This is a genomic window from Streptomyces sp. NPDC059816 (genome assembly GCF_042732055.1).
In the GTDB taxonomy this organism is placed as follows: Bacteria; Actinomycetota; Actinomycetes; order Streptomycetales; family Streptomycetaceae; genus Streptomyces.
Genome location: NZ_JBHWIQ010000015.1, coordinates 201,445 through 221,440, shown reverse-complemented (window position 1 = coordinate 221,440; position 19,996 = coordinate 201,445). Strand labels below are relative to the sequence as shown.

Here is a 19,996-nt window from a genome sequence, read left to right as displayed (position 1 = left end):
CCCCACCACGGGGCCCCCGCGCCCCCGGGCGCGCGGTTCGGGGGCGGGCCCCCCCCCGCGCCGCCGGCCCGCGGGGTGTGTCCCGTCGGCCCGTCGGCGGTGCCCGGTGCGGTCCGCGCGTCCGTCCGGGGACGGTTCGCGGGCTGCGGCGTCAGGCGTCGACCTTCTCCATCACGTCGTCCGGGACGTCGAAGTTGGCGAAGACGTTCTGCACGTCGTCGCTGTCCTCCAGGGCGTCGATCAGCTTGAAGATCTTCTTGGCGCCCTCCTCGTCCAGCTCGACCTGCATCGTCGGGACGAAGTTGGTGTCGGCCGAGTCGTAGTCGATGCCGGCTTCCTGGAGGGCGGTGCGGACGGCGACCAGGTCGGACGCCTCGCTCAGCACCTCGAAGGACTCGCCGAGGTCGTTGACCTCTTCGGCACCCGCGTCCAGGACGGCGCCGAGGACGTCGTCCTCGCTCAGCTCGCCCTTGGGGACGATCACGACGCCCTTGCGGTGGAAGAGGTACGACACCGAGCCCGGGTCGGCCATGGAGCCGCCGTTGCGGGTCATCGCGACCCGCACGTCGGAGGCGGCCCGGTTGCGGTTGTCGGTGAGGCACTCGATCAGGACGGCGACGCCGTTGGGGCCGTAACCCTCGTACATGATCGTCTCGTAGTCGGCGCCACCGGCTTCGAGACCGCCACCGCGCTTGATCGCGGAGTCGATGTTCTTGTTGGGAACCGACTGCTTCTTGGCCTTCTGCACGGCGTCGAACAGCGTCGGGTTGCCTTCGAGGTCGACGCCACCGAGGCGGGCCGCGACCTCGACGTTCTTGATCAGCTTCGCGAAGAGCTTGCCGCGCTTGGCGTCGATCACGGCCTTCTTGTGCTTCGTCGTGGCCCATTTAGAGTGGCCGGACATCTGCCTGTCTCCTTCGCGTAACCCATCTCTTTACGAACGCCAGCGATCCTACAAGGATCGCACGGCCCCCCGTCCGCACGCCCGACCCGTCCCGGGCACCGGGACGGGCGCGGGACGTCCTCCGTCAGGAGGCGACGGCGGCCCGCACCATCGCCACGAAGAGGGCGTGCACCCGGTGGTCGCCGGTCAGTTCCGGGTGGAAGGAGGTGGCCAGCGCACGGCCCTGGCGGACGGCGACCACGTGCCCGGCGTGAGTGGCCAGCACCTCGACCCCGGGGCCGACCGACTCGACCCAGGGCGCGCGGATGAAGACCCCCTCCACGGGGGACCCGGTGACGCCCGCGACCTCGACGGCGGCCTCGAAGGACTCGTTCTGCCGGCCGAACGCGTTGCGCCGCACCACCATGTCGATCCCGCCGATCGTCTCCTGACCGGACCGGGGGTCGAGGATGCGGTCCGCGAGCATGATCAGGCCCGCACAGGTGCCGTAGACGGGCATGCCCGCGCGGACCCGCGCCCGCAACGGCGCCATCAGCCCGAAGAGCACCGCGAGCTTGGAGATGGTGGTGGACTCGCCGCCGGGGATCACCAGGGCGTCCACCTCCGCGAGTTCCTCGGGGCGGCGGACCGGTCGGGCCACGGCGTCGGCCGCGGCGAGGGCGGCCAGGTGCTCCCGTACGTCGCCCTGGAGGGCGAGCACGCCGATCAACGGCGTGCGGGCGTCCGGCGCGGTCGGCTGCGGGGGGATCACGGTGGTGGTCGTCATGGTCGGGTGACCTGTGCCTCGCTACTCGGTGCGGTACAGGGGTACGGCGCCGCGGGGGCGCCGTACCGGGGGCGGTGGCCGGTCACCAACCGCGGTTGGCGTACCGCTCCGTCTCGGGGAGGGTGTCGCAGTTGATGCCCACCATGGCCTCGCCGAGGTTGCGGGAGGCGTCGGCGATGACCTTGGGGTCGTCGAAGAAGGTGGTGGCGCGGACGATCGCGGCGGCGCGCTTGGCCGGGTCGCCGGACTTGAAGATGCCGGAGCCGACGAAGACGCCCTCGGCGCCGAGCTGCCGCATCAGCGCCGCGTCGGCCGGGGTGGCGACGCCGCCGGCGGAGAACAGCACCACGGGCAGCTTGCCCAGCTCGGCGACCTCCTTGACCAGCTCGTAGGGGGCGCGCAGCTCCTTGGCCGCGGCGTACAGCTCGTTGTTGTCGTAGCCGCGCAGCCGGGCGATCTCGTTCTTGATCTGCCGCAGGTGCCGGACGGCCTCGACCACGTTGCCGGTGCCGGCCTCGCCCTTGGAGCGGATCATCGCCGCGCCCTCGGCGATCCGGCGCAGCGCCTCGCCGAGGTTGGTGGCGCCACAGACGAACGGGGTGGTGAAGGCGAACTTGTCGGAGTGGTTGACCTCGTCGGCCGGGGTGAGCACCTCCGACTCGTCGATGTAGTCGACGCCGAGCGCCTGGAGGACCTGGGCCTCGACGAAGTGGCCGATGCGGGACTTCGCCATGACGGGGATCGAGACGGCCCCGATGATGCCCTCGATCATGTCCGGGTCGGACATCCGGGCCACCCCGCCGTCCTTGCGGATGTCGGCCGGGACCCGCTCCAGGGCCATGACGGCGACGGCACCCGCGTCTTCGGCGATCTTCGCCTGCTCCGGGGTGACGACATCCATGATCACGCCGCCCTTGAGCTGCTCCGCCATGCCGCGCTTGACGCGCGCGGTGCCGGTGGCGGGGGTGCCCTGCGGGGCGGCCGGGGCGGTCTGGTCGGTGCTGGGAAGCGTGCTGGACACGGGAGGACCTCGCTCGGGGGAAGAGTGATTCTGCTGCCCCGAGGAAACCTTTCGGGCGGGTCGGGCGACAAGAGCCAATGGGGAGCCGGTGGATCGTTCTCGCCCGTCCACCCCGGCGGTGCTCCCGCCCGGCCCGCGCGGTGGCCCCAGCGGCCGAGCACGAGGGGGCGCCGCTCCCCCGAGCAGGGCCACCGGGGAGCAGCGCCCCCGTGCGCCCCCTACGGCCCTGTGGAGCCGTGTGCGGCCCTTGGGGCCCGTGGGGTACGTGGGGTATGTGCGGCCCGTGGGGTACGTGCGGCGGGCTAGGCGGCGCGCTCCGCCAGCGCGGCCGGCGGCCGGTCGTCCATCTCGAAGGCCAGCGGGAAGGGTGCGTGCCCGGCCAGCCGGAACCAGCGGACCTTGCGGTGCCGGCGCAGGGCCCGCGCGGCGCGTACGGCGTCGTTGTGGAACCGGCGGGCCATCGGCACCATGCGCACCGCCCGGGCCAGTTCGCCGGTGGCCTCCTCACCGCCCGGCACCGCGCGGACCGCCTCGACCTGGGGGGCCTCCCCGAAGACCGCGCGCAACGCCTGGCTCAGATCGCTCTCGGCGACCTCGCGGTGCTCCTCGTCCGCCTGCCGGGCCTCGTGGGCCGCCTCGTACAGGACGATGGAGGCCGCCGGGTCCAACACCCCCGAGGTGGCCAGTTCCTGGGCGACGGAGGCCCGTCGCAGCAGTTGCGCGTCCAGGGCGGCGCGGGTCGAGTCGATGCGGGTGTGCAGGCGGTCCAGCCGACCCGCGGTCCAGCTCAGGTAGAGGCCGACGGCCACCAGGGCCACGACGATCCAGATCAATGTGGAGGTCACGGGGGGCAAGGCTAGCCGCCCGCCCGCGGGGAGCCGCCGGGCGCGCGGTCAGTTGCCGATGCCGAGCCGGGCGCGCAGCCCGGTGGCCCGCTCGTCCGCGGCGACGGCCGCGGCACCCGCGGTGACGGTCTCGTAGACGGACAGGATGTCGGCGCCCACGGTGGACCAGTCGAAGCGGCGCACGTGCGTGCTGCCGAGCCGGCGCAGTTCCGCGCGGCGTTCGGGGTCCGCCAGCAGCCGGACCGCGCCCTTGGCGAGTGCGTCCGCGTCCTCGTTGGCGAACAGTTCCCCGGCGTTGCCCCGGTCCAGCACCTGGGCGAACGCGTCGAGGTCCGCGGCGAGGACGGGCGCTCCCGCGGACATGGCCTCGACGAGGATGATGCCGAAGCTCTCGCCACCGGTGTTCGGCGCCACGTACACGTCGACGCTGCGCAGCAGCCGTGCCTTGTCCTCGTCGCTGATCATGCCGAGGAACTCGACCCGGGAGCGCAGGGCTGCGGGCAGGGTCGCGACGGCTTCCTCGGCGTCCCCGCGGCCCGCCACCAGGAGCCGGGCGCCCGGCCGTTCGGCGAAGATCTCGGGCAGGGCACCCATCAGCACCGGGAGGCCCTTGCGCGGCTCGTCGATCCGTCCGATGAAACCGATCGTCTCGCCCTGCCACTCGGGGCGGGGCTCGGCGCGCGCGAAGAAGTCGACGTCGACGCCGTTGGGGATGACGACCGCGTCGCCGCCCAAGTGCTCGACCAGGGTCCGGCGGGCGTACTCGCTGACCGCGATCCGGGCGCTGATCTTCTCCAGGGCGGCCTGGAGGATGGAGTACGCGGCGATCATCGCCCGCGAGCGCGGGTTGGAGGTGTGGAAGGTCGCCACGATCGGGCCCTGCGCGGCCCAGCAGGCCAGCAGGCCGAGCGAGGGCGAGGCGGGCTCGTGGATGTGGATCACGTCGAAGGTACCGTCGTGCAACCAGCGGCGCACCCGGGCGGCGGACAGGAAACCGAAGTTGAGCCGCGCCACCGAACCGTTGTACGGGACGGGCACCGCGCGTCCGGCGGACACCACGTACGGCGGCAGCGGCGTCTCGTCGTCGGCGGGCGCGAGGACCGAGACCTCGTGGCCCAGCCCGATCAGGTGCTCGGCGAGGTCGCGGATGTGGAACTGGACGCCGCCGGGCACGTCCCAGGAGTACGGGCAGACGATGCCGATCCTCATGCCGCTCCCCCGTACCGCGGGGCGTCGGGCGCCCGCGCCGGGTCGAGGTCCGCGAGCCACAGCCGCTGGAGCATGTGCCAGTCCTCCGGGTGGTCGGCGATCCCGGCGGCGAACGCGTCCGCCAGGGCCTGGGTCATGAGGGACGTCTTTTCGGCCCGGTCACCTGACGCGGGCACCTCGACGGGCGGGTGGACCCGGCCCCGCATCACCGGCGAGTCGTCGTACCAGAGGGTGACGGGCAGCAGCAGGGCCCCGGTCTGCTGGGCGAGCAGGGCGGGCCCTGCGGGCATCCGGGCGGTGTCCCCGAAGAACCGGACCTCGACACCGGACGCGGACAGGTCGCGGTCCGCCACCAGGCAGACCAGGCCGCCCGCGCGCAGCCGGCGGGCGAGGGTGCCGAAGGCGGCGCCACCGCTGTGCGGCAGCACCTCCATGCCGAGGCCCTCCCGGTAGGCGACGAAGCGGTCGTACAGGGTCTCGGGCTTCAGGCGTTCGGCGACGGTGGTGAACGGCGTCCCGAGTTCGGTGGTGACCCACGCCCCGGCGAGGTCCCAGTTGGCGAGGTGCGGCAGGGCCAGGACGACGCCCCGGCCCTCGGCGAGCCCGTCGGTGAGGTGGTGGACGTCCTCGCAGGTGAATCCGGTGCGCACCCGCTGTTCGCTCCAGGCGGGGAGCCGGAACGACTCCATCCAGTAGCGCAGGTAGGAGCGCATGCCGGCCCGGGACAGCTCCGCGAGGCGCTCGGGGCCGGCGTCCGGGACCACCCGGGCGAGGTTGGCCTCCAGCCGCAGGACCCCCTGGCCGCGGCGCTTCCAGGCGAGATCGGCGACCGTGCGGCCCAGACGGGCGGCGGCCGGCTCCGGCAGCTTCTTCACGGTGGCCCAGCCGGTGCCGTACAGGGTGTCCGCGAGCCGGTCGCCGAGGCTCATCCGGTCGCCTCGGTGCCGGCAGCGGTGTGGCCGCTGGGCGGGCGCGGGTTCTCGGCGTCGGCCTCGGCGGCTTCCTTGCGGACGGTGATCACCCGCTGGACGAGCGTGACGAGGCTGCCCACGGCGACGATCCACAGCGCGACGGGGAGCAGCACGTCGATGCCGGGGACCCCGAAGGCGTGCAGTCCGGCGAGGCCCGCCGCGACCAGCGACACCACGAGCCGTTCGGCGCGCTCCACGAGGCCGTTGACCGCGACCGGCAGCCCGATCGACTCGCCGCGCGCCTTGGTGTACGACACCACCTGGCCGCTGGCCAGACAGAAGATCGACACCGCGCACAGGACGTTGTTGTCGCCCTGCCCCGCGTACCAGAGGGCGAACCCGCCGAAGATGGCCCCGTCGGCGACCCGGTCCAGGGTGGAGTCGAGGAACGCCCCCCAGCGGCTGGAGCGGCCCAGCTGGCGGGCCATGTTCCCGTCGACGAGGTCCGAGAAGACGAACAGGGTGATGACGATCGTCCCCCAGAAGAACTCACCCCGGGGGAAGAAGACCAGCGCGCCCACCACCACTCCGGCGGTCCCGAGGAGGGTGACCGTGTCCGGGCTCACCCCGCGGCGGATCAGAAATGCGGCGAACGGCGTGAGGACACGCGTGAAGAATGCACGCGCGTACTTGTTCAGCATGGCCTTCCCGGAGGTTCGGTGGACCGGTCGGCCCTTACTGGCCTCCGGCTGGCCCATCGTAGCCACGCCCGGCCGGGTGCTCCCCCCGGGCACCGTCCGCCCCGGTGGCCGCGTCCGACGGATGGACGCACGGTTGCGGGAGGGGAAGGCCCCGCAACACCGCGGGCGTCCTGCGGGGCCGGCCTCCCCGTGCGGCCCCGCAGGACCCGCTCCGGACGGGGCTCCCACCGTGCACACGACCGGGAGGCAGGCCATGGGCGACAAGGCGAACGCGCATCCCACAGCCGCCGCGGGGGTGGTGCCGGCCGACGGTCCCGCGTCGGTCCGGAACGTGGCGCTGGTGGGCCACAGCGGCTCCGGCAAGACGACCCTGGTGGAGGCCCTGGCACTGACCGCGGGGGCGGTGAACCGGGCGGGCCGGGTCGAGGACGGCAGCACCGTCTCCGACCACGACGAGATCGAGCACCGGCAGCACCGTTCGGTGCAGCTGTCCGTGGTCCCGCTGGAGTGGAACGGCTGCAAGGTGAACCTGTTGGACACCCCCGGCTACGCGGACTACGTCGGGGAGCTGCGGGCCGGGCTGCGCGCGGCCGACGCGGCGCTCTTCGTGGTGTCGGCGGCCGAGGGGCCGGAGGTGACGGCGGGGGCGACCCGGCTGCTGTGGGAGGAGTGCGCCGCGGTGGGGACGCCCCGGGCCGTCGTGGTCACCCACCTGGAGTCGGCGCGCGCCGGTTTCGAGGAGGTGGCCCAGCTGTGCGCACGGACCTTCGGCGGTGAGGACCCCGATGCGGTGCTCCCGCTCCACCTGCCGCTGCGGGGCGAGCCGGGGCCGGACGGCCACGCACCCGTGACCGGGCTGGTCGACCTGGTGTCGGGGCGGTCGTACGACTACTCCTCCGGTCGGCGGGTGGCGGCGGAGACGGGACCCGTGCAGGTGCCGCTGGTGCGGGAGGCACGGAGCCGGCTGATCGAGGGGATCATCGCCGAGAGCGAGGACGAGGGGCTGATGGACCGCTACCTCGCCGGTGCGGTCGTCGAGGTGGAGACGCTGGTGGCCGACCTGGAGCGGGCGGTGGCGCGCGGGGTGTTCCACCCGGTGCTCGCGGCGGCCCCGGCCGCCCCGGGTGCCCGGCAGGGCCTCGGCACGGTGGAGCTGCTGGAGCTGCTGACCGGTGGCTTCCCCACCCCGTTGGAGCGCACGGCGCCACCGGTCACGACCCCGGACGGCGCGGGGCGGCCCGGGGTGGTCTGCGACCCGGACGGCCCGCTGGTCGCGGAGGTGGTGAAGACGCTGTCGGACCCGTACGTGGGCCGGGTGTCGCTGGTGCGGGTGTTCTCCGGGACGCTGCGGCCGGACGCGACGGTGCACGTGTCCGGGCACGGGCTCGCCGACCGGGGCCACGAGGACCATGACGCGCAGGCCCGGATCGGTGCGCTGACCTCGCCCTTCGGGAAGCAGCAGCGGATGCTGGCCGAGTGCGTCGCGGGTGATCTGGCGTGTGTGGCGAAGCTGGGCGCCGCGGAGACCGGTGACACCCTGTCCTCGATCGACGACCCGCTGCTGATGGCCCCGTGGGAGTTGCCGGACCCGCTGTTGCCGGTCGCGGTCCGGGCGCACGGCAAGGCCGACGAGGACCGGCTGTCGACGGGATTGGCGCGGTTGGCCGCGGAGGACCCGACGCTGCGGCTGGAGCAGAACCAGGACACCCACCAGGTGGTCCTGTGGTGCGTCGGGGAGGCGCACGCCGAGCTGGCCCTGGAGCGCCTGCGCGCCCGGTACGGGGTGCAGGTCGACGTCGTGCCCCACCGGGTGCCGCTGCGGGAGACCTTCGCGGGCCCCTCGACCGGGCAGGGTCGGCACGTCAAGCAGTCCGGCGGGCACGGGCAGTTCGCCGTCTGCGAGATCGAGGTGGAGCCGCTGCCGGGCGGTTCGGGGATCGAGTTCGTGGATGCGGTGGTCGGTGGGGCGGTGCCCCGTGCGTTCGTCCCCTCGGTGGAGAAGGGCGTGCGCGCGCAGGCGTCGAAGGGGGTGGTCGCGGGCTATCCGTTGATCGACGTGCGGGTCACCCTGCGGGACGGGAAGGCGCACTCGGTGGACTCGTCGGACGCCGCGTTCCAGGCGGCCGGGGCACTCGCCCTGCGGGAGGCCGCCGAGGGCGCGACGGTCCATCTGTTGGAGCCGTTCGCCGAGGTGCGGGTCCTGGTGGGCGACGCGTACGTGGGCCCGGTGATGAGCGATCTGACCGGGCGACGGGGCCGGGTGGTGGGCACCGAGCAGGAGCCCGGGGGCCGCACGCTGGTACGGGCCGAGGTCCCGGAGATCGAGATCGGACGGTACGCGGTGGACCTGCGTTCGCTGGCGCACGGGACGGCGCGCTTCAGCCGCGGCTACCTCCGTCACGAACCCATGCCGCGGCAGGTCGCGGAGCGGGTGCGGGGGCAACGGGAGGCGCACGCCTGAGCGTCGGCCCCGGTGGCGAGGGCCGAACTCGCCCCGGCGGGTGGCCTTTCCTCGTCCCCTGACGGATACCGGCCCCTGCGGATACGCTGAGTCCTGGTCATGTCGCGGTGCGCGTGCACCCCGTGCCGTCACGACGGCGGGGGCGGTTCGATCCAGCCGTCCACCTGGTCAACAGGTGTGCGGAGCAGTCAAGTCGGGAAGGGCCGCAGGAGCGACAGCGCGGCGAGGAGGGGGTTCTGCGGTGGCGGACGGTTTCGATTTCACTCCGGGGGCTCAGGTTCCGCTCTCGGGTTCATCGGGTCAGACCGCGGCCACCACGGCGCTCGCGTCGGCCGCGTACCGGGACAGTCCGATCGAGGACATCAAGCAGGCGGACAACGAGTTGTACCAGTCGGGCGTCGACGGCGGTCGCCCCTGGGCGTCCCTGTTCGCGCCGAACCTCGGCGAGGCGTTCTCCCGGGCGATCCAGGTCCGGATGCTGGGGGGCGGCCGGGCGCCGCTGATCCAGTCCTTCGGCATCGATCCGCAGGCCGTCGTGGAACACGCCCTGGCGGCCAGTCGCATCCGCAAGCACCGGGACAGCTGGCTCACCGCGATCATGGCGCTGTGCGGGTTCGTCTTCCTCCCGGGGCTGCTGGGCTGGCTGTTGGTCTTCCAGGTGCGCCGCTGGGTGAACGGCTCCAGCGACAAGCGCGCCTCCACCCTGGGCACCGCACTGCTGATCGGGGTCGGCGTGTTCGCCGCCCTGCTGCTGTGGAAGCTGCCGTTCACCGGCTTCTGGCCCTGGTACGCGCGGGCCGCGATCGTCGCTCCGGTCATCGGCTGGTTGTGGGCCAAGCAGATCTGCGAGCGGACGGCGCAGGACCTGCGTTCGCGCTGGGACGGTCTGCTGTCCGGCGGCGGGGTCGGGGCGAAGATCCCCGAGTCGGTGCCCACCCACCCCAACCAGACCGCCGCCGAGGCGCTGCGCCAGGGGCTGGCCCGACTGGGCGCCGAGCAGCAGTCCAACTCCGTCTTCTACGCCGGCCCCAAGGGCATCCTGGGGATGGGCACCCGCTGGGGCAGTTGGCAGCTCGCCGAGGACCTGGTGTCCCGGGAGCCGGGCAAGGAGATCCATCCGTTCCGCAGCTGGGACGTCGTGCGCGCCATCCACGACCAGTTGCGGATGCTGACCCGCGGACCCCTGCACACCGGTGGTTTCCCGACCCCCTCGATACGGCACTGGATCGTGACGCCGATCGGTGAGGGCGCGAAGGGGGTGTCACGGCCCAGCGGCACGGACGTCGACGCGTACCAGATCAAGTCGCACGAGATACAGCGGATCTGCAACGAGCAGCAGTTCGGCAGCGGTGACCGGCACTACCTGGGCGTCCAGTTCGTCCTGTGGGACGGTCAGCTGGTGATCACCATGATGATCACCGTCACGGTGCTCCACGAGACGCTGCGCATCGAGGTCACGGGGCACGCCCTGGGGCCGGTGCACGGGCTGTTCACCACACCGTCGTCACCGAAGACGAAGTCCGTGTCCAAGGCGATCAGGTTCTGGGAGACCAGGACGGTGAACCTGCCGCTGATCGAACCGGACGAGGTGGTGCGGCTGGCCGCGCGGGCACCGCTCACCTGGTACCCGCCGCTACTGGACTGGCTCGGCGGCAAGATGTCGCTGCCGGAGCCGTTCGGGCTGCGGCACGCGTGGGCCTCGCAGCCCTGGCGGCACCGGTTCATGGCGGACGACGCGCTGCGGGCGGCCACCCCGGTCCTGCGGGTGGTGCACGCGGCGGCGTTGAAGGTGCTCGACGAGAACGGCGTCGACACCGACAAGTTCGGAGCCCGTTCGGCGTTCCTCTCGGGCGCCGTCCAGGACCCGTCACCGCGCAAGGCCGACCTGTACGACGCCTGAGGTCCGCGGCTGCGCCGCCCGCGCCCCGAGGGGCACGGGCGGCGGGCGGCTCAGACGGGCCAGGCCGCGGCGAGCATGGCCCGGGTGTCGGCGAGGAGCTGGGGCAGCACCTTCGTGTGTCCGACGACGGGCATGAAGTTGGTGTCACCGCCCCAGCGCGGCACCACGTGCTGGTGCAGGTGCGCGGCGATGCCGGCGCCGGCGACGGTCCCCTGGTTCATGCCGATGTTGAAGCCGTGCGCTCCGGACGCGGCCCGCAGTGCGGTCATCAGGCGCTGGGTGAAGTCCGCCAGCTCCAGCGTCTCGCTCCGGTCCAACTCGGTGTAGTCGGCGACGTGCCGGTAGGGCACGGCCATGGCGTGCCCGCCGGTGTACGGGTACAGGTTGAGCACCGCGTAGACCTGCTCGCCCCGGGCGATGATCAGCCCGTCCTCGTCCGACTTGGCCGGAATCGCACAGAACGGACAACCGTCGTCCACCCCGGGGCCGGTCGGCTTGTTCTCTCCCTGGATGTACGCCATCCGGTGGGGCGTCCACAGCCTCTGGAAAGCGTCGGGGACGCCCACTCCGATCTGGTGCTCCGGCTCACTCGTCGTCATGCTGTGCAGCATAAGACCCCCGGGAGGACGAGCCTCCCGGGGGCCGGATGCCGGGGCGTCGGCTCAGACCTGGGTGCGGTCCGCGACGACCTGCTCGATCTTGGCCAGGGCGTCGGCGACGGCGATGCCGTTCTCCTGGGAACCGTCGCGGTAGCGGAAGGAGACCGCGCCGTTCGCCATGTCCTCATCGCCCGCGATGATCATGAACGGCACCTTCTGCTTCTGCGCGTTGCGGATCTTCTTCTGCATCCGGTCCGAGGAGGAGTCGACCTCCACCCGCAGCCCGCGCTTGCGGGCCTGCCGGGCGAAGTCCTCCAGGTAGGGCACGTGGGCGTCGCCGATCGGGATGCCGGTCGCCTGGACCGGTGCCAGCCACGCCGGGAAGGCCCCCGCGTAGTGCTCCAGGAGCACCGCGAAGAACCGCTCGATCGACCCGAACAGCGCACGGTGGATCATGACCGGCCGCTGCTTGGTGCCGTCGGGGCCGGTGTACTCCAGGTCGAAGCGCTCCGGCAGGTTGAAGTCGAGCTGCACGGTCGACATCTGCCAGGTCCGGCCGATGGCGTCCTTGGCCTGGACGGAGATCTTCGGGCCGTAGAAGGCGGCGCCGCCCGGGTCCGGGACCAGCGGCAGGCCCTGCTTCTCGGCGACCTTGCGCAGCGTCTCGGTGGCCTCGTCCCAGATCTCGTCGGAGCCGACGAACTTCTCGGGGTCCTTGGTGGACAGCTCCAGGTAGAAGTCGGTGAGGCCGTAGTCGCGCAGCAGGTTCAGCACGAAGGTCAGCGTCGAGTCCAGCTCGTCCGCCATCTGCTCCTTGGTGCAGTAGATGTGCGCATCGTCCTGGGTGAAGCCGCGGGCACGGGTGAGGCCGTGCACGACCCCCGACTTCTCGTACCGGTACACCGTCCCGAACTCGAACAGGCGCAGCGGGAGCTCGCGGTAGGAGCGACCCCGCGCGTCGAAGATCAGGTTGTGCATCGGGCAGTTCATGGGCTTCAGGTAGTAGTCCACGCCCTCGTCGAGCTGCATGGGCGGGTACATGCCGTCGGCGTACCAGTCGAGGTGCCCGGAGGTCTCGAACAGCTTCCCCTTGGTGGCGTGCGGGGTGTAGACGAACTCGTACCCCTCCTCCTCGTGGCGGCGCCGGGAGTAGTCCTCCATGACCCGACGGACGACGCCGCCCTTGGGGTGGAAGACGGCGAGACCGGAGCCGATCTGGTCGGGGATCGAGAAGAGGTCCAGCTCGTTGCCGAGCTTGCGGTGGTCGCGCTTCTCGGCCTCGGCCAGGAAGTCGAGGTGCGCCTTCAGCTCCTCCTTGGAGGGCCAGGCGGTGCCGTAGATGCGCTGGAGCATCGGGTTCTTCTCGCTGCCGCGCCAGTACGCAGCGGCGTTGCGCATCAGCTTGAACGCGGGGATGTTCCGGGTGGTCGGCAGGTGGGGGCCCCGACAGAGGTCCTTCCAGCACAGGTCCCCGGTCTTGGCGTCCAGGTTGTCGTAGATCGTCAGCTCGCCGGCGCCGACCTCGACGTCCGCGCCGTCGTCGTGCGAGGCGGCGCCCTTGAGGCCGATCAGCTCCAGCTTGTACGGCTCGTCCGCCAGCTCCTCGCGGGCCGCCTCGTCGCTGACGACGCGGCGCGAGAAGCGCTGACCGCGCTTCTGGATCTCCTGCATCTTCTTCTCGACGGCCTTGAGGTCCTCGGGAGTGAAGGGCCTCGCCACGTCGAAGTCGTAGTAGAAGCCGTCCCGGACCGGCGGGCCGATGCCGAGCTTGGCCTCGGGGAACAGTTCCTGCACGGCCTGCGCCATGACGTGCGCGGCGGAGTGGCGCAGGATGTTGAGGCCGTCCTCGGAGGAGATGTCGACGGGTTCGACGCTCTCCCCGTCGCGCACCTCGTACGCGAGGTCCTTCAGGTCGCCGTCCACCCGGGCGGCGACGACGGAACGCTCGCCGGGGAACAGGTCGGCGGCCGTGGTGCCCGTCGTCACCGCTCGCTCTTCCCGCTCGGAATCGCGTTGGATGACCACACGGACGTCTGACACCGGACTCTCCTGCCTGAAGGTGGGGCGCTACCAGTCGCGGGTACGCGCTCCCCGGATCGTACCGAGCCGGGGCCGTCCACCGCGAAACGGTTACCGCGGGCGACGCCGCGTGTACTCCCCCGGCGCGCCCTCGCACGCCCCGGCCCGCCCGCGCCCGGTCACCGTGCCCCCGCCCCGCACGGCGGCGCCGGGTCTCCTCGGGGGGAGGACGTTCCCCCTCCGCAACCAGCGGTGCCGGCGGGTCGTCGAACTGCCGTAACCGAGGCGGGGTCTTGCCGCCGGCCCGCGTATGCCCGAAGCGGCCCGGGTATCACCCGAGCGGGCAGCAGGCGACAGCCAAGTGCCGAGTTGGACTGAGGAGTTGGGTGACCATGACGCTCTGGTACGAGGGCCCGCTGGCCGCCTTCGCCACGGAGACCACCGGCGTGGACGTCGAGTCCGACCGGATCGTCGCGGCGGCCGTGGTCTGTCAGGACGTGCCGGGCGGGCGCCCCCGGGTCACGCGCTGGCTGGTCAACCCGGGCGTGCCGATACCGCAGCGGGCCACGGCGGTGCACGGCCTGACGGACGAGCAGGTGGCACGGACCGGCCGGTGGCCGTCCCCGGTGATGGAGGAGATCGCCCGCGCGCTCAGCGATCACGGCGCCGCGAGCCGCCCCCTGGTGGTGATGAACGCGCCGTTCGACCTGACCCTGCTGGACCGCGAGTTGCGTCGGCACCGGGCGGCCACGCTCCCCCGCTACCTGGAGACCACTCCGCTGCGGGTGCTCGACCCGTGGGTGCTCGACCGGCACTTCGACCGCTACCGCAAGGGCGGCCGGACCCTGGCCGACCTGTGCGCGCACTACGCCGTGGAACCGGTCGGAGCGCACGACACGGCGGCCGACGCCCTGCGGGCGATGGAGGTGGTCCGGGCGGTGGGCCAGCGCTTCGCGGCCCGGCTCGGCCGGCTCTCGCCCGCCGAACTGCACACCCTCCAGGCGGTCTGGCACGCCGCACAAGCCCGCGGTCCCCAGGCGTGGTTCGCCCGCACCGGCACCGAGGAAGCGGTCGACCCGGCCTGGCCGCTGCGCCCCGAACTGCGGACCGCCGTCTGAGGGCCCGGCGGGGTCCGGACGCAGAAGGACCGGCCCGCCTCTCGGCGGACCGGTCCTCTCCCGGGTGGGCGATACTGGGTTCGAACCAGTGACCTCTTCGGTGTGAACGAAGCGCTCTCCCACTGAGCTAATCGCCCGGGAACGCACTGAACCATACAGGTCCCGGGCGGGTTCGTTCAAACCGTTCTGCCCGCCCTGCGGTGCGTGCCCCGACGCAGCAGCGCGGTGAGGCCGCGCCGCCCGCAGCGCATCATCCACGCGTGGTTGAGCAGGAAGAAGGGCCGGCCCGGGACGGCGAGCCGCCGCATCGACGGCCGGCGCACCTCGACCTCCTGTTCGTAGCGGGCGAGGGTGCCCAGCCCGCCGGGCGCCAGGGTCCAGCGGGCCCAGCCGTCGAGGTCCCCGCTCATGGCGACCTCCAGCACCCCGGCGGCCGGGTCGCTCCGCACGCGGGTCGCGGTGACGACGAGCGCGTACGGCAGGAACGAGCGGAACCGGGCGGTGCCGGTGGGCTCCCCGTCCCCGGCGCGCCCGGGCGCCGGGGTCACCTCCCGCACCTGCGGCCACCAGCGCGGATAGTCCTCCGCCCGCTCCAGGACGGCGAAGACGGTGCCGGGCGGCGCGGGCAGGTCCCAACGGCTGTGGAGGCGGTAGTGGCACCAGTCCATGCCGGTCAGTGTGCCCGGCCGGGGGCGTCCCGCCCGGCGGGACGCGCCCGACCACTGAGTACGCCGGCTGAGTACGCGTGCTCAGGTGGTGCGCGCCGATCGTCGTCACACTCCCGGTATGACGAACTACCCCCCGCCGGCCGAGGAACTACGGCTGGTGGACCGCGAACTCGGGATGCTGGACGCCCGTCGAGCGGTCCTGCTCCAGCGCCGGGCCTGGCTGCTGAACGTGCTCCGGGCCGCCGCCCCCGCCCCGCCGCCGGCCGGCACGGGCCCCCCGTCCGGGTCGAGGGCTCCGGGCCCCGACACGGGTGCGCGCGGGGTGCAGAACCTCCTTCTGGTGTTGGGCGGGTTGCTGCTCGCGGTGGCGGCCGTCGCCTTCACGCTGCTGAGCTGGGGGCGGATGGGCATCACGGGGCGCTCCCTGGTGCTCGGCGCGGTGACCACGGCGGCGCTCGCCGTGCCGCTGGTCGTGCTGCGACGGGGGTTGCGCTCCACCGCCGAGGCGATCGCGGGCACCGGCCTCGTGCTGACGGTCCTGGACGCGTACGCCGTGCACCGGGTGGCGCTGCCCGAGCTGGGGACGACGGCCTACACGGCGGTCGCCGCGGCGGCCCTGGCCACCGGGTGGGCGGGGTACGGGCTGCGGGTCCGCGCCCTGCGGCTCCCCCTCCCCGCGGCGGTGCTCGCCGCGCAACCGGTGCTGTTCCTGTGGGCGGTGGCGGCGGGGGCGGAGGTCCCGGTGCTGGCTACGGCGCTGCTGGTGACGAGCGCCGGCGACACGGTGCTGGCCCTGCGCGCCCCGGGCCGTGCCGTGCGGATCACCGCCGCCGTGACGGCGGGGGTCGTGGGCTCGGCGGCGGTGCTCGCGAGCCTGTGGCAGGTTGGGTCGGCCGGCTCGCTGGCGGACTCCCTGATCGGTGCCGCGCTGCTGGCGGCGACCGCGGCCCTCGCGGTGGCGGCGGCCCGGGCGGTGACGTCGAGAGGGCTCGCCCTGGCGCTGTCGCTGGCCGGTGGCCTCCTCGCGGTGGCGGCGCTCGGTGTCGCTCCGGCCCGGTTCCTGCCGGACGCCTGGGTGCTTCCCGGGTACCTGTCGGTCGCGCTCGTCCTGGGCGCGGCGGCCCTGCTGCCGGACCCGTCGCGGTGGCCGGCCGGTCCGGTGCGCCGCGGTGTGCTGCTGGCGGCGGGGGTCGTGCAGGCGGCGGGCCTGCTGTGGGCGGGCCCCGTGGTGGCGCTGGGCGTGGTGGGGCCGCTGCGGCAGTGGGGCGCCGTGTGGTCCGGGAGCCCCGAGCACCTGCCGTCCTCGGCCGGAAGGGCCGGGCTCCCGGAGCCGCTGGCGGCGACCGTGGTGCTCGGGGTGCTCGCCGCCGTGGCGTACGGCCTCGCCGTCCTGCGGGAGCGGGGCGGCGTCCCGGACCCGCGGCTGCGGCTCGCCGTCGTCGTACTGGGCTGGGCGGGCGCCGTCTCGCTCCCGTCGGCCCTGCGACTGCCCTACGCGGCGGCGCTGACGGCGTACGGGGTGCTGGTGGCCGTTCTGGTGGCCCAGGGGTGCCGTCGGGGCGGGATCGCGCCCGCTGGTGCCACGCCCGGCAAGGAGGGCGGGCCGACGGCACTGCCGCACCCGGCGCTGCCGCTCGCCCTGCTGACCTCGCTCAGCACCACCTCCCTGGCCCTGGCCACGCAGACCGCCACCCTGATGGTCCTGGGTGCCCTGTGCGCCGTGTCCGCCGGTGCCGGTCGGGCGCTGCGCGGGGGCCGCGTGCCGCTCGCGGCCCCGGTGGCGGCCGTGGTCTGCCTCGGCTACGCCACCGGTCTGCTCGGGGCCGTCGGTGCGGCGCTCGACCTCGGCCGCCCGGGTACCGCCCTGCTGGTCCTCACCGTGCCGACGGTCACCGTCCTGCTCGCGGCCTGGCTCGGGGACGATCCGCTGACCCGGGCCGTGGAGGGCGGCGGGGTGCCAGCGGCCCTCGTCGCGGTGCTGCTCGCCGTACCGGACGCAGCGGTGCTCTCCCTGGTCCTCGGAGTGTGCGGCGGGCTGGCGGCGGTGACCGCGCTGCGCGCCGACCGGCGGGCGGCGGGGTACGTGGCGGCGGCGCTGTTCGTGTTGTCCGCCTGGGCCCGGCTGCTCGGGTGGGAGGTGACGGCCCCGGAGGCGTACGCCCTTCCGGTGACGGCCCTGGCCCTGGCGGTGGGAGCGCTGCGCAGGCGCGGCGCTCCGCTGACCTCCTCCTGGGCCGCGTACGGACCGGGTCTGGCCGTGACGCTGCTGCCCTCGCTGATGGCCGCGTGGTCCGACACCGGATGGGTACGGCCGCTGCTGCTCGGCGCGGGGGCGCTCGGCGTGACCCTGGTGGGGGCGCGCCACCGCCTCCAGGCGCCGTTGGTCCTCGGCGGGACGGTCCTCGCGCTGGTGGCCCTGCGCGAACTCGCCCCGTACGTCGCCCAGGTGGCGGGAGCCCTGCCGCGCTGGCTGCCCCCGGCGCTCGCCGGTCTGCTGCTGTTGGGGGTGGGAGCGACGTACGAACACCGTCTGCGGGACGTCCGCCGTTTCCGTACGGTGCTCGGTCGGCTGCACTGAGAGCCGGCGGGTGAGGGCTGCCCCGCCCGGGCCGCGCGGCCCGGGCGGGGCTTCGACGGGGTTGGCGGCGAGGCGAACTGAGCGCCGGTCAGAATCACCCCGGAGAAGCGGAGTTCCGACGCGTGGAATTCACCGGAAAGCGACGGTGGCAATTCAGCCTCGAACACGGTCAGTGAAGTATCACGCCAAATACCCGTGGCCCGGAGGCTTTGGGGCCTCCGGGCCACGGGTCCGGGGTGGGCGATACTGGGTTCGAACCAGTGACCTCTTCGGTGTGAACGAAGCGCTCTCCCACTGAGCTAATCGCCCCGGGTGCACGGAGAACATTACCGCATGTCAGCCGGCGCTCCGACCACCCCGGCCCGCCCACCGGACGGGCCCGCCGGGTGGCTCACCACTCGACGTCCCAGGGCATGGTCAGCCCGTACTTCCACAGGTAGTAGCCCATGAGCACACCGATGATGGTGAGCCCGAGCCCCGTGAGGATCATGTTCCGACGGCGCACCTTGGGGTCGAGTGCCCGCTGCGCCGCCTCGGTGACCTTGCGTTTCGTCCAGCGGAGCACCAGCTGGGCCCAGACGAACTCGGTCGCCCAGATGGCCATGCCGGCGAAGATGACCAGCCAGCCGGGCCCGGGCAGCACCAGCATCGCGACACCGGCGCCGACCACGGCGAGTCCCACGATGAACACGCCGACCTGCCAGCTCAGGTGCAGCACCCTGCGCCGCTGGACGTACGCCGGGGCCCGGGAGCCCAGGGGCCGTTCCGCCTGCTCGTCTTCCGCGCCGTCGGCCGCCAAGGCCACCTTCCCCGTTCCGTCACTCCCCGTATTCATGAGGACAAACGTACCCGAAGGAATCCGGTCACCGGAATGGTCCCGTGGTACGAACAATGGCTCCGCCGTACGGGGTACCTAAAGACACGCAAAACCCTCAGAGGGGTTTACAACGGCACCGTAGGTGGCATGTCGATTTCGCCGACGTGCGAATCCCCGAGCGCACACTGAGCGAAAGGCCATGGCGCTTATGAACACCACGGTCAGCTGCGAGCTGCACCTGCGCCTCGTTGTGTCGAGCGAGTCCTCACTGCCTGTTCCCGCAGGACTGCGGTATGACACGGCCGATCCCTACGCCGTGCACGCCACCTTTCACACCGGAGCCGAGGAGACCGTCGAGTGGGTCTTCGCCCGTGATCTCCTCGCCGAGGGCCTGCACCGGCCCACCGGCACCGGCGACGTCCGCGTCTGGCCGTCCCGGAGCCACGGTCAGGGCGTGGTGTGCATCGCCCTGAGCTCCCCCGAAGGTGAGGCTCTACTGGAGGCCCCGGCGCGGGCCCTGGAATCGTTCCTGAAGCGAACGGACGCAGCCGTGCCGCCGGGCACGGAACACCGCCACTTCGATCTCGATACGGAGCTGTCCCACATCCTGGCCGAGAGCTAGGAGAGGTCCGGGAGAGCCACCGCACGACGAGAGAAGGTGGGCACAGCCACACCGAACGAGCCCGACGCCGTCCGACTCGGGGAGACGGCGCGGGCCCCGGCCCCCGTAGAGGGCACTCACCGGCGCCACCGCAGCGGAACACCGTGCGGGGGCGCCGGTGAGTGCGTTCGGGGCGCGGGAGGGGCGCAGGCGCCCGTACAGGGGCTCGCGGAGCCAGTAGCATCGGCCCTCAAGACGGGCCACGGGCCCGGTTCGCGGCCAGGGGAGCGATTCGTGCTGATCACCCATGACACCCGGTGCGCCCTGAACACCGTGGTCGATCTGGTGAACTCCGCACCGGAGGACGACGGCGCCGATCCGAAGAGTGACGGGTTGGCCGACCTCACAGCGCTGCGGGCCTTCGTGCTCGACCACGAGATCAGTGACGTCGGCGCCCTGAGCGAGGCGGACCTCACGGCCGTGCACCGGGTCCGCGCCCGGTTCGCCGAGGCGTTCGCGGGCCACGGTCCGGCGACGATGGCGGCACTGATCAACGAACTGGTGGCCGAGGCGGGCACCACCCCGCGGCTCACCGACCACGACGGCTACGACTGGCACATGCACTACTTCGCGCCGGGAGCCTCCATCGGGGACCACCTCGCGGCGGACTGCGGCATGGCCCTCGCGTTCTTCGTGGTCGCCGGGGAGCAGGAGCGGCTGCGCCGCTGCGCGGCCCCGGACTGCCGGCGGGCCTTCGTGGACCTGTCCCGCAACCGCTCCCGTCGCTACTGCGACGGCCGCACCTGCGGCAACCGTCTGCACGTCGCCGCGTACCGGGCCCGCCGCAGGGAGGCCACCGGCTGAACGCGGCGGGCCGC

General features: G+C 73.0%; 17 protein-coding genes and 2 tRNA genes. 6 read left to right on the top strand and 13 right to left on the bottom strand.

The window, feature by feature from the left end:
• Positions 1–151: 151 nt before the first annotated feature.
• From ACFV88_RS21250 to pgsA, 7 genes are all read right to left on the bottom strand, one after another.
• Positions 152–904: a YebC/PmpR family DNA-binding transcriptional regulator gene (locus ACFV88_RS21250; protein ID WP_385493233.1), complete on the bottom strand. Its 753-nt coding sequence runs from the start codon at positions 902–904 to the stop codon at positions 152–154.
• 124 nt (positions 905–1,028) lie between these two features.
• Entirely contained in the window at positions 1,029–1,670 is a 642-nt protein-coding gene (gene pdxT, locus ACFV88_RS21245; RefSeq protein WP_385493232.1) for a pyridoxal 5'-phosphate synthase glutaminase subunit PdxT, read from the bottom strand.
• 82 nt (positions 1,671–1,752) lie between these two features.
• Complete coding sequence (gene pdxS / locus ACFV88_RS21240) at positions 1,753–2,601, bottom strand: pyridoxal 5'-phosphate synthase lyase subunit PdxS (protein ID WP_385493246.1); 849 nt, start codon at positions 2,599–2,601, stop codon at positions 1,753–1,755.
• A gap of 392 nt (positions 2,602–2,993) precedes the next feature.
• Entirely contained in the window at positions 2,994–3,536 is a 543-nt protein-coding gene (locus ACFV88_RS21235) for a hypothetical protein (protein ID WP_385493231.1), read from the bottom strand.
• Between the two features lie 48 nt (positions 3,537–3,584).
• Positions 3,585–4,745, bottom strand: coding sequence for a glycosyltransferase family 4 protein (locus ACFV88_RS21230; protein ID WP_385493230.1), 1,161 nt, complete (start codon positions 4,743–4,745; stop codon positions 3,585–3,587).
• Positions 4,742–5,674: a phosphatidylinositol mannoside acyltransferase gene (locus tag ACFV88_RS21225; RefSeq protein ID WP_385493229.1), complete on the bottom strand. Its 933-nt coding sequence runs from the start codon at positions 5,672–5,674 to the stop codon at positions 4,742–4,744. Before ACFV88_RS21225 ends, ACFV88_RS21230 begins: the two co-directional genes overlap by 4 nt.
• Positions 5,671–6,414, bottom strand: a complete 744-nt coding sequence (pgsA, locus tag ACFV88_RS21220) for a phosphatidylinositol phosphate synthase (protein ID WP_385493245.1) — start codon at positions 6,412–6,414, stop codon at positions 5,671–5,673. The genes ACFV88_RS21225 and pgsA overlap by 4 nt, the downstream gene beginning before the upstream one ends.
• Before the next feature lie 196 nt (positions 6,415–6,610).
• Here pgsA and ACFV88_RS21215 point away from each other — a divergent pair, with 196 nt between their 5' ends.
• Together ACFV88_RS21215 and ACFV88_RS21210 are read left to right on the top strand one after the other, a co-directional pair.
• Complete coding sequence (locus ACFV88_RS21215; protein ID WP_385493227.1) at positions 6,611–8,818, top strand: elongation factor G-like protein EF-G2; 2,208 nt, start codon at positions 6,611–6,613, stop codon at positions 8,816–8,818.
• A gap of 241 nt (positions 8,819–9,059) precedes the next feature.
• Entirely contained in the window at positions 9,060–10,718 is a 1,659-nt protein-coding gene (locus ACFV88_RS21210) for a hypothetical protein (protein WP_385493226.1), read from the top strand.
• A gap of 50 nt (positions 10,719–10,768) precedes the next feature.
• Here the strand turns inward: ACFV88_RS21210 and ACFV88_RS21205 are convergent, their stop codons facing one another.
• Positions 10,769–11,329, bottom strand: a complete 561-nt coding sequence (locus ACFV88_RS21205; RefSeq protein WP_385493225.1) for an HIT family protein — start codon at positions 11,327–11,329, stop codon at positions 10,769–10,771.
• 51 nt (positions 11,330–11,380) lie between these two features.
• A complete protein-coding gene (thrS, locus tag ACFV88_RS21200; protein WP_385493224.1) occupies positions 11,381–13,357 on the bottom strand; it encodes a threonine--tRNA ligase in 1,977 nt (658 codons plus the stop codon).
• A 371-nt stretch (positions 13,358–13,728) separates the two neighbouring features.
• On the opposite strand from thrS, the gene ACFV88_RS21195 reads away from it, so the two are divergent.
• The gene (locus ACFV88_RS21195; RefSeq protein WP_385493223.1) at positions 13,729–14,454 is read left to right on the top strand and encodes a 3'-5' exonuclease; all 726 of its coding nucleotides are present in this window, start codon (positions 13,729–13,731) and stop codon (positions 14,452–14,454) included.
• A gap of 65 nt (positions 14,455–14,519) precedes the next feature.
• Here ACFV88_RS21195 and ACFV88_RS21190 read toward each other — a convergent pair.
• A tRNA-Val gene (locus tag ACFV88_RS21190) sits at positions 14,520–14,591 on the bottom strand.
• 39 nt (positions 14,592–14,630) lie between these two features.
• Positions 14,631–15,122, bottom strand: a complete 492-nt coding sequence (locus tag ACFV88_RS21185; protein WP_385493222.1) for an SRPBCC family protein — start codon at positions 15,120–15,122, stop codon at positions 14,631–14,633.
• A gap of 118 nt (positions 15,123–15,240) precedes the next feature.
• On the opposite strand from ACFV88_RS21185, the gene ACFV88_RS21180 reads away from it, so the two are divergent.
• A complete protein-coding gene (locus tag ACFV88_RS21180; RefSeq protein WP_385493219.1) occupies positions 15,241–17,700 on the top strand; it encodes an SCO7613 C-terminal domain-containing membrane protein in 2,460 nt (819 codons plus the stop codon).
• Between the two features lie 237 nt (positions 17,701–17,937).
• Here ACFV88_RS21180 and ACFV88_RS21175 read toward each other — a convergent pair.
• Positions 17,938–18,009: transfer RNA gene (locus ACFV88_RS21175), tRNA-Val, on the bottom strand.
• Between the two features lie 82 nt (positions 18,010–18,091).
• Positions 18,092–18,535, bottom strand: a complete 444-nt coding sequence (locus ACFV88_RS21170; RefSeq protein WP_385493218.1) for a TIGR02611 family protein — start codon at positions 18,533–18,535, stop codon at positions 18,092–18,094.
• A 190-nt stretch (positions 18,536–18,725) separates the two neighbouring features.
• On the opposite strand from ACFV88_RS21170, the gene ACFV88_RS21165 reads away from it, so the two are divergent.
• On the top strand, positions 18,726–19,139 hold the full coding sequence (locus ACFV88_RS21165) for an SsgA family sporulation/cell division regulator (protein WP_003959770.1): 414 nt from the start codon (positions 18,726–18,728) through the stop codon (positions 19,137–19,139).
• Between the two features lie 273 nt (positions 19,140–19,412).
• Positions 19,413–19,982, top strand: a complete 570-nt coding sequence (locus ACFV88_RS21160) for a CGNR zinc finger domain-containing protein (RefSeq protein WP_385493217.1) — start codon at positions 19,413–19,415, stop codon at positions 19,980–19,982.
• Positions 19,983–19,996: the final 14 nt, after the last annotated feature.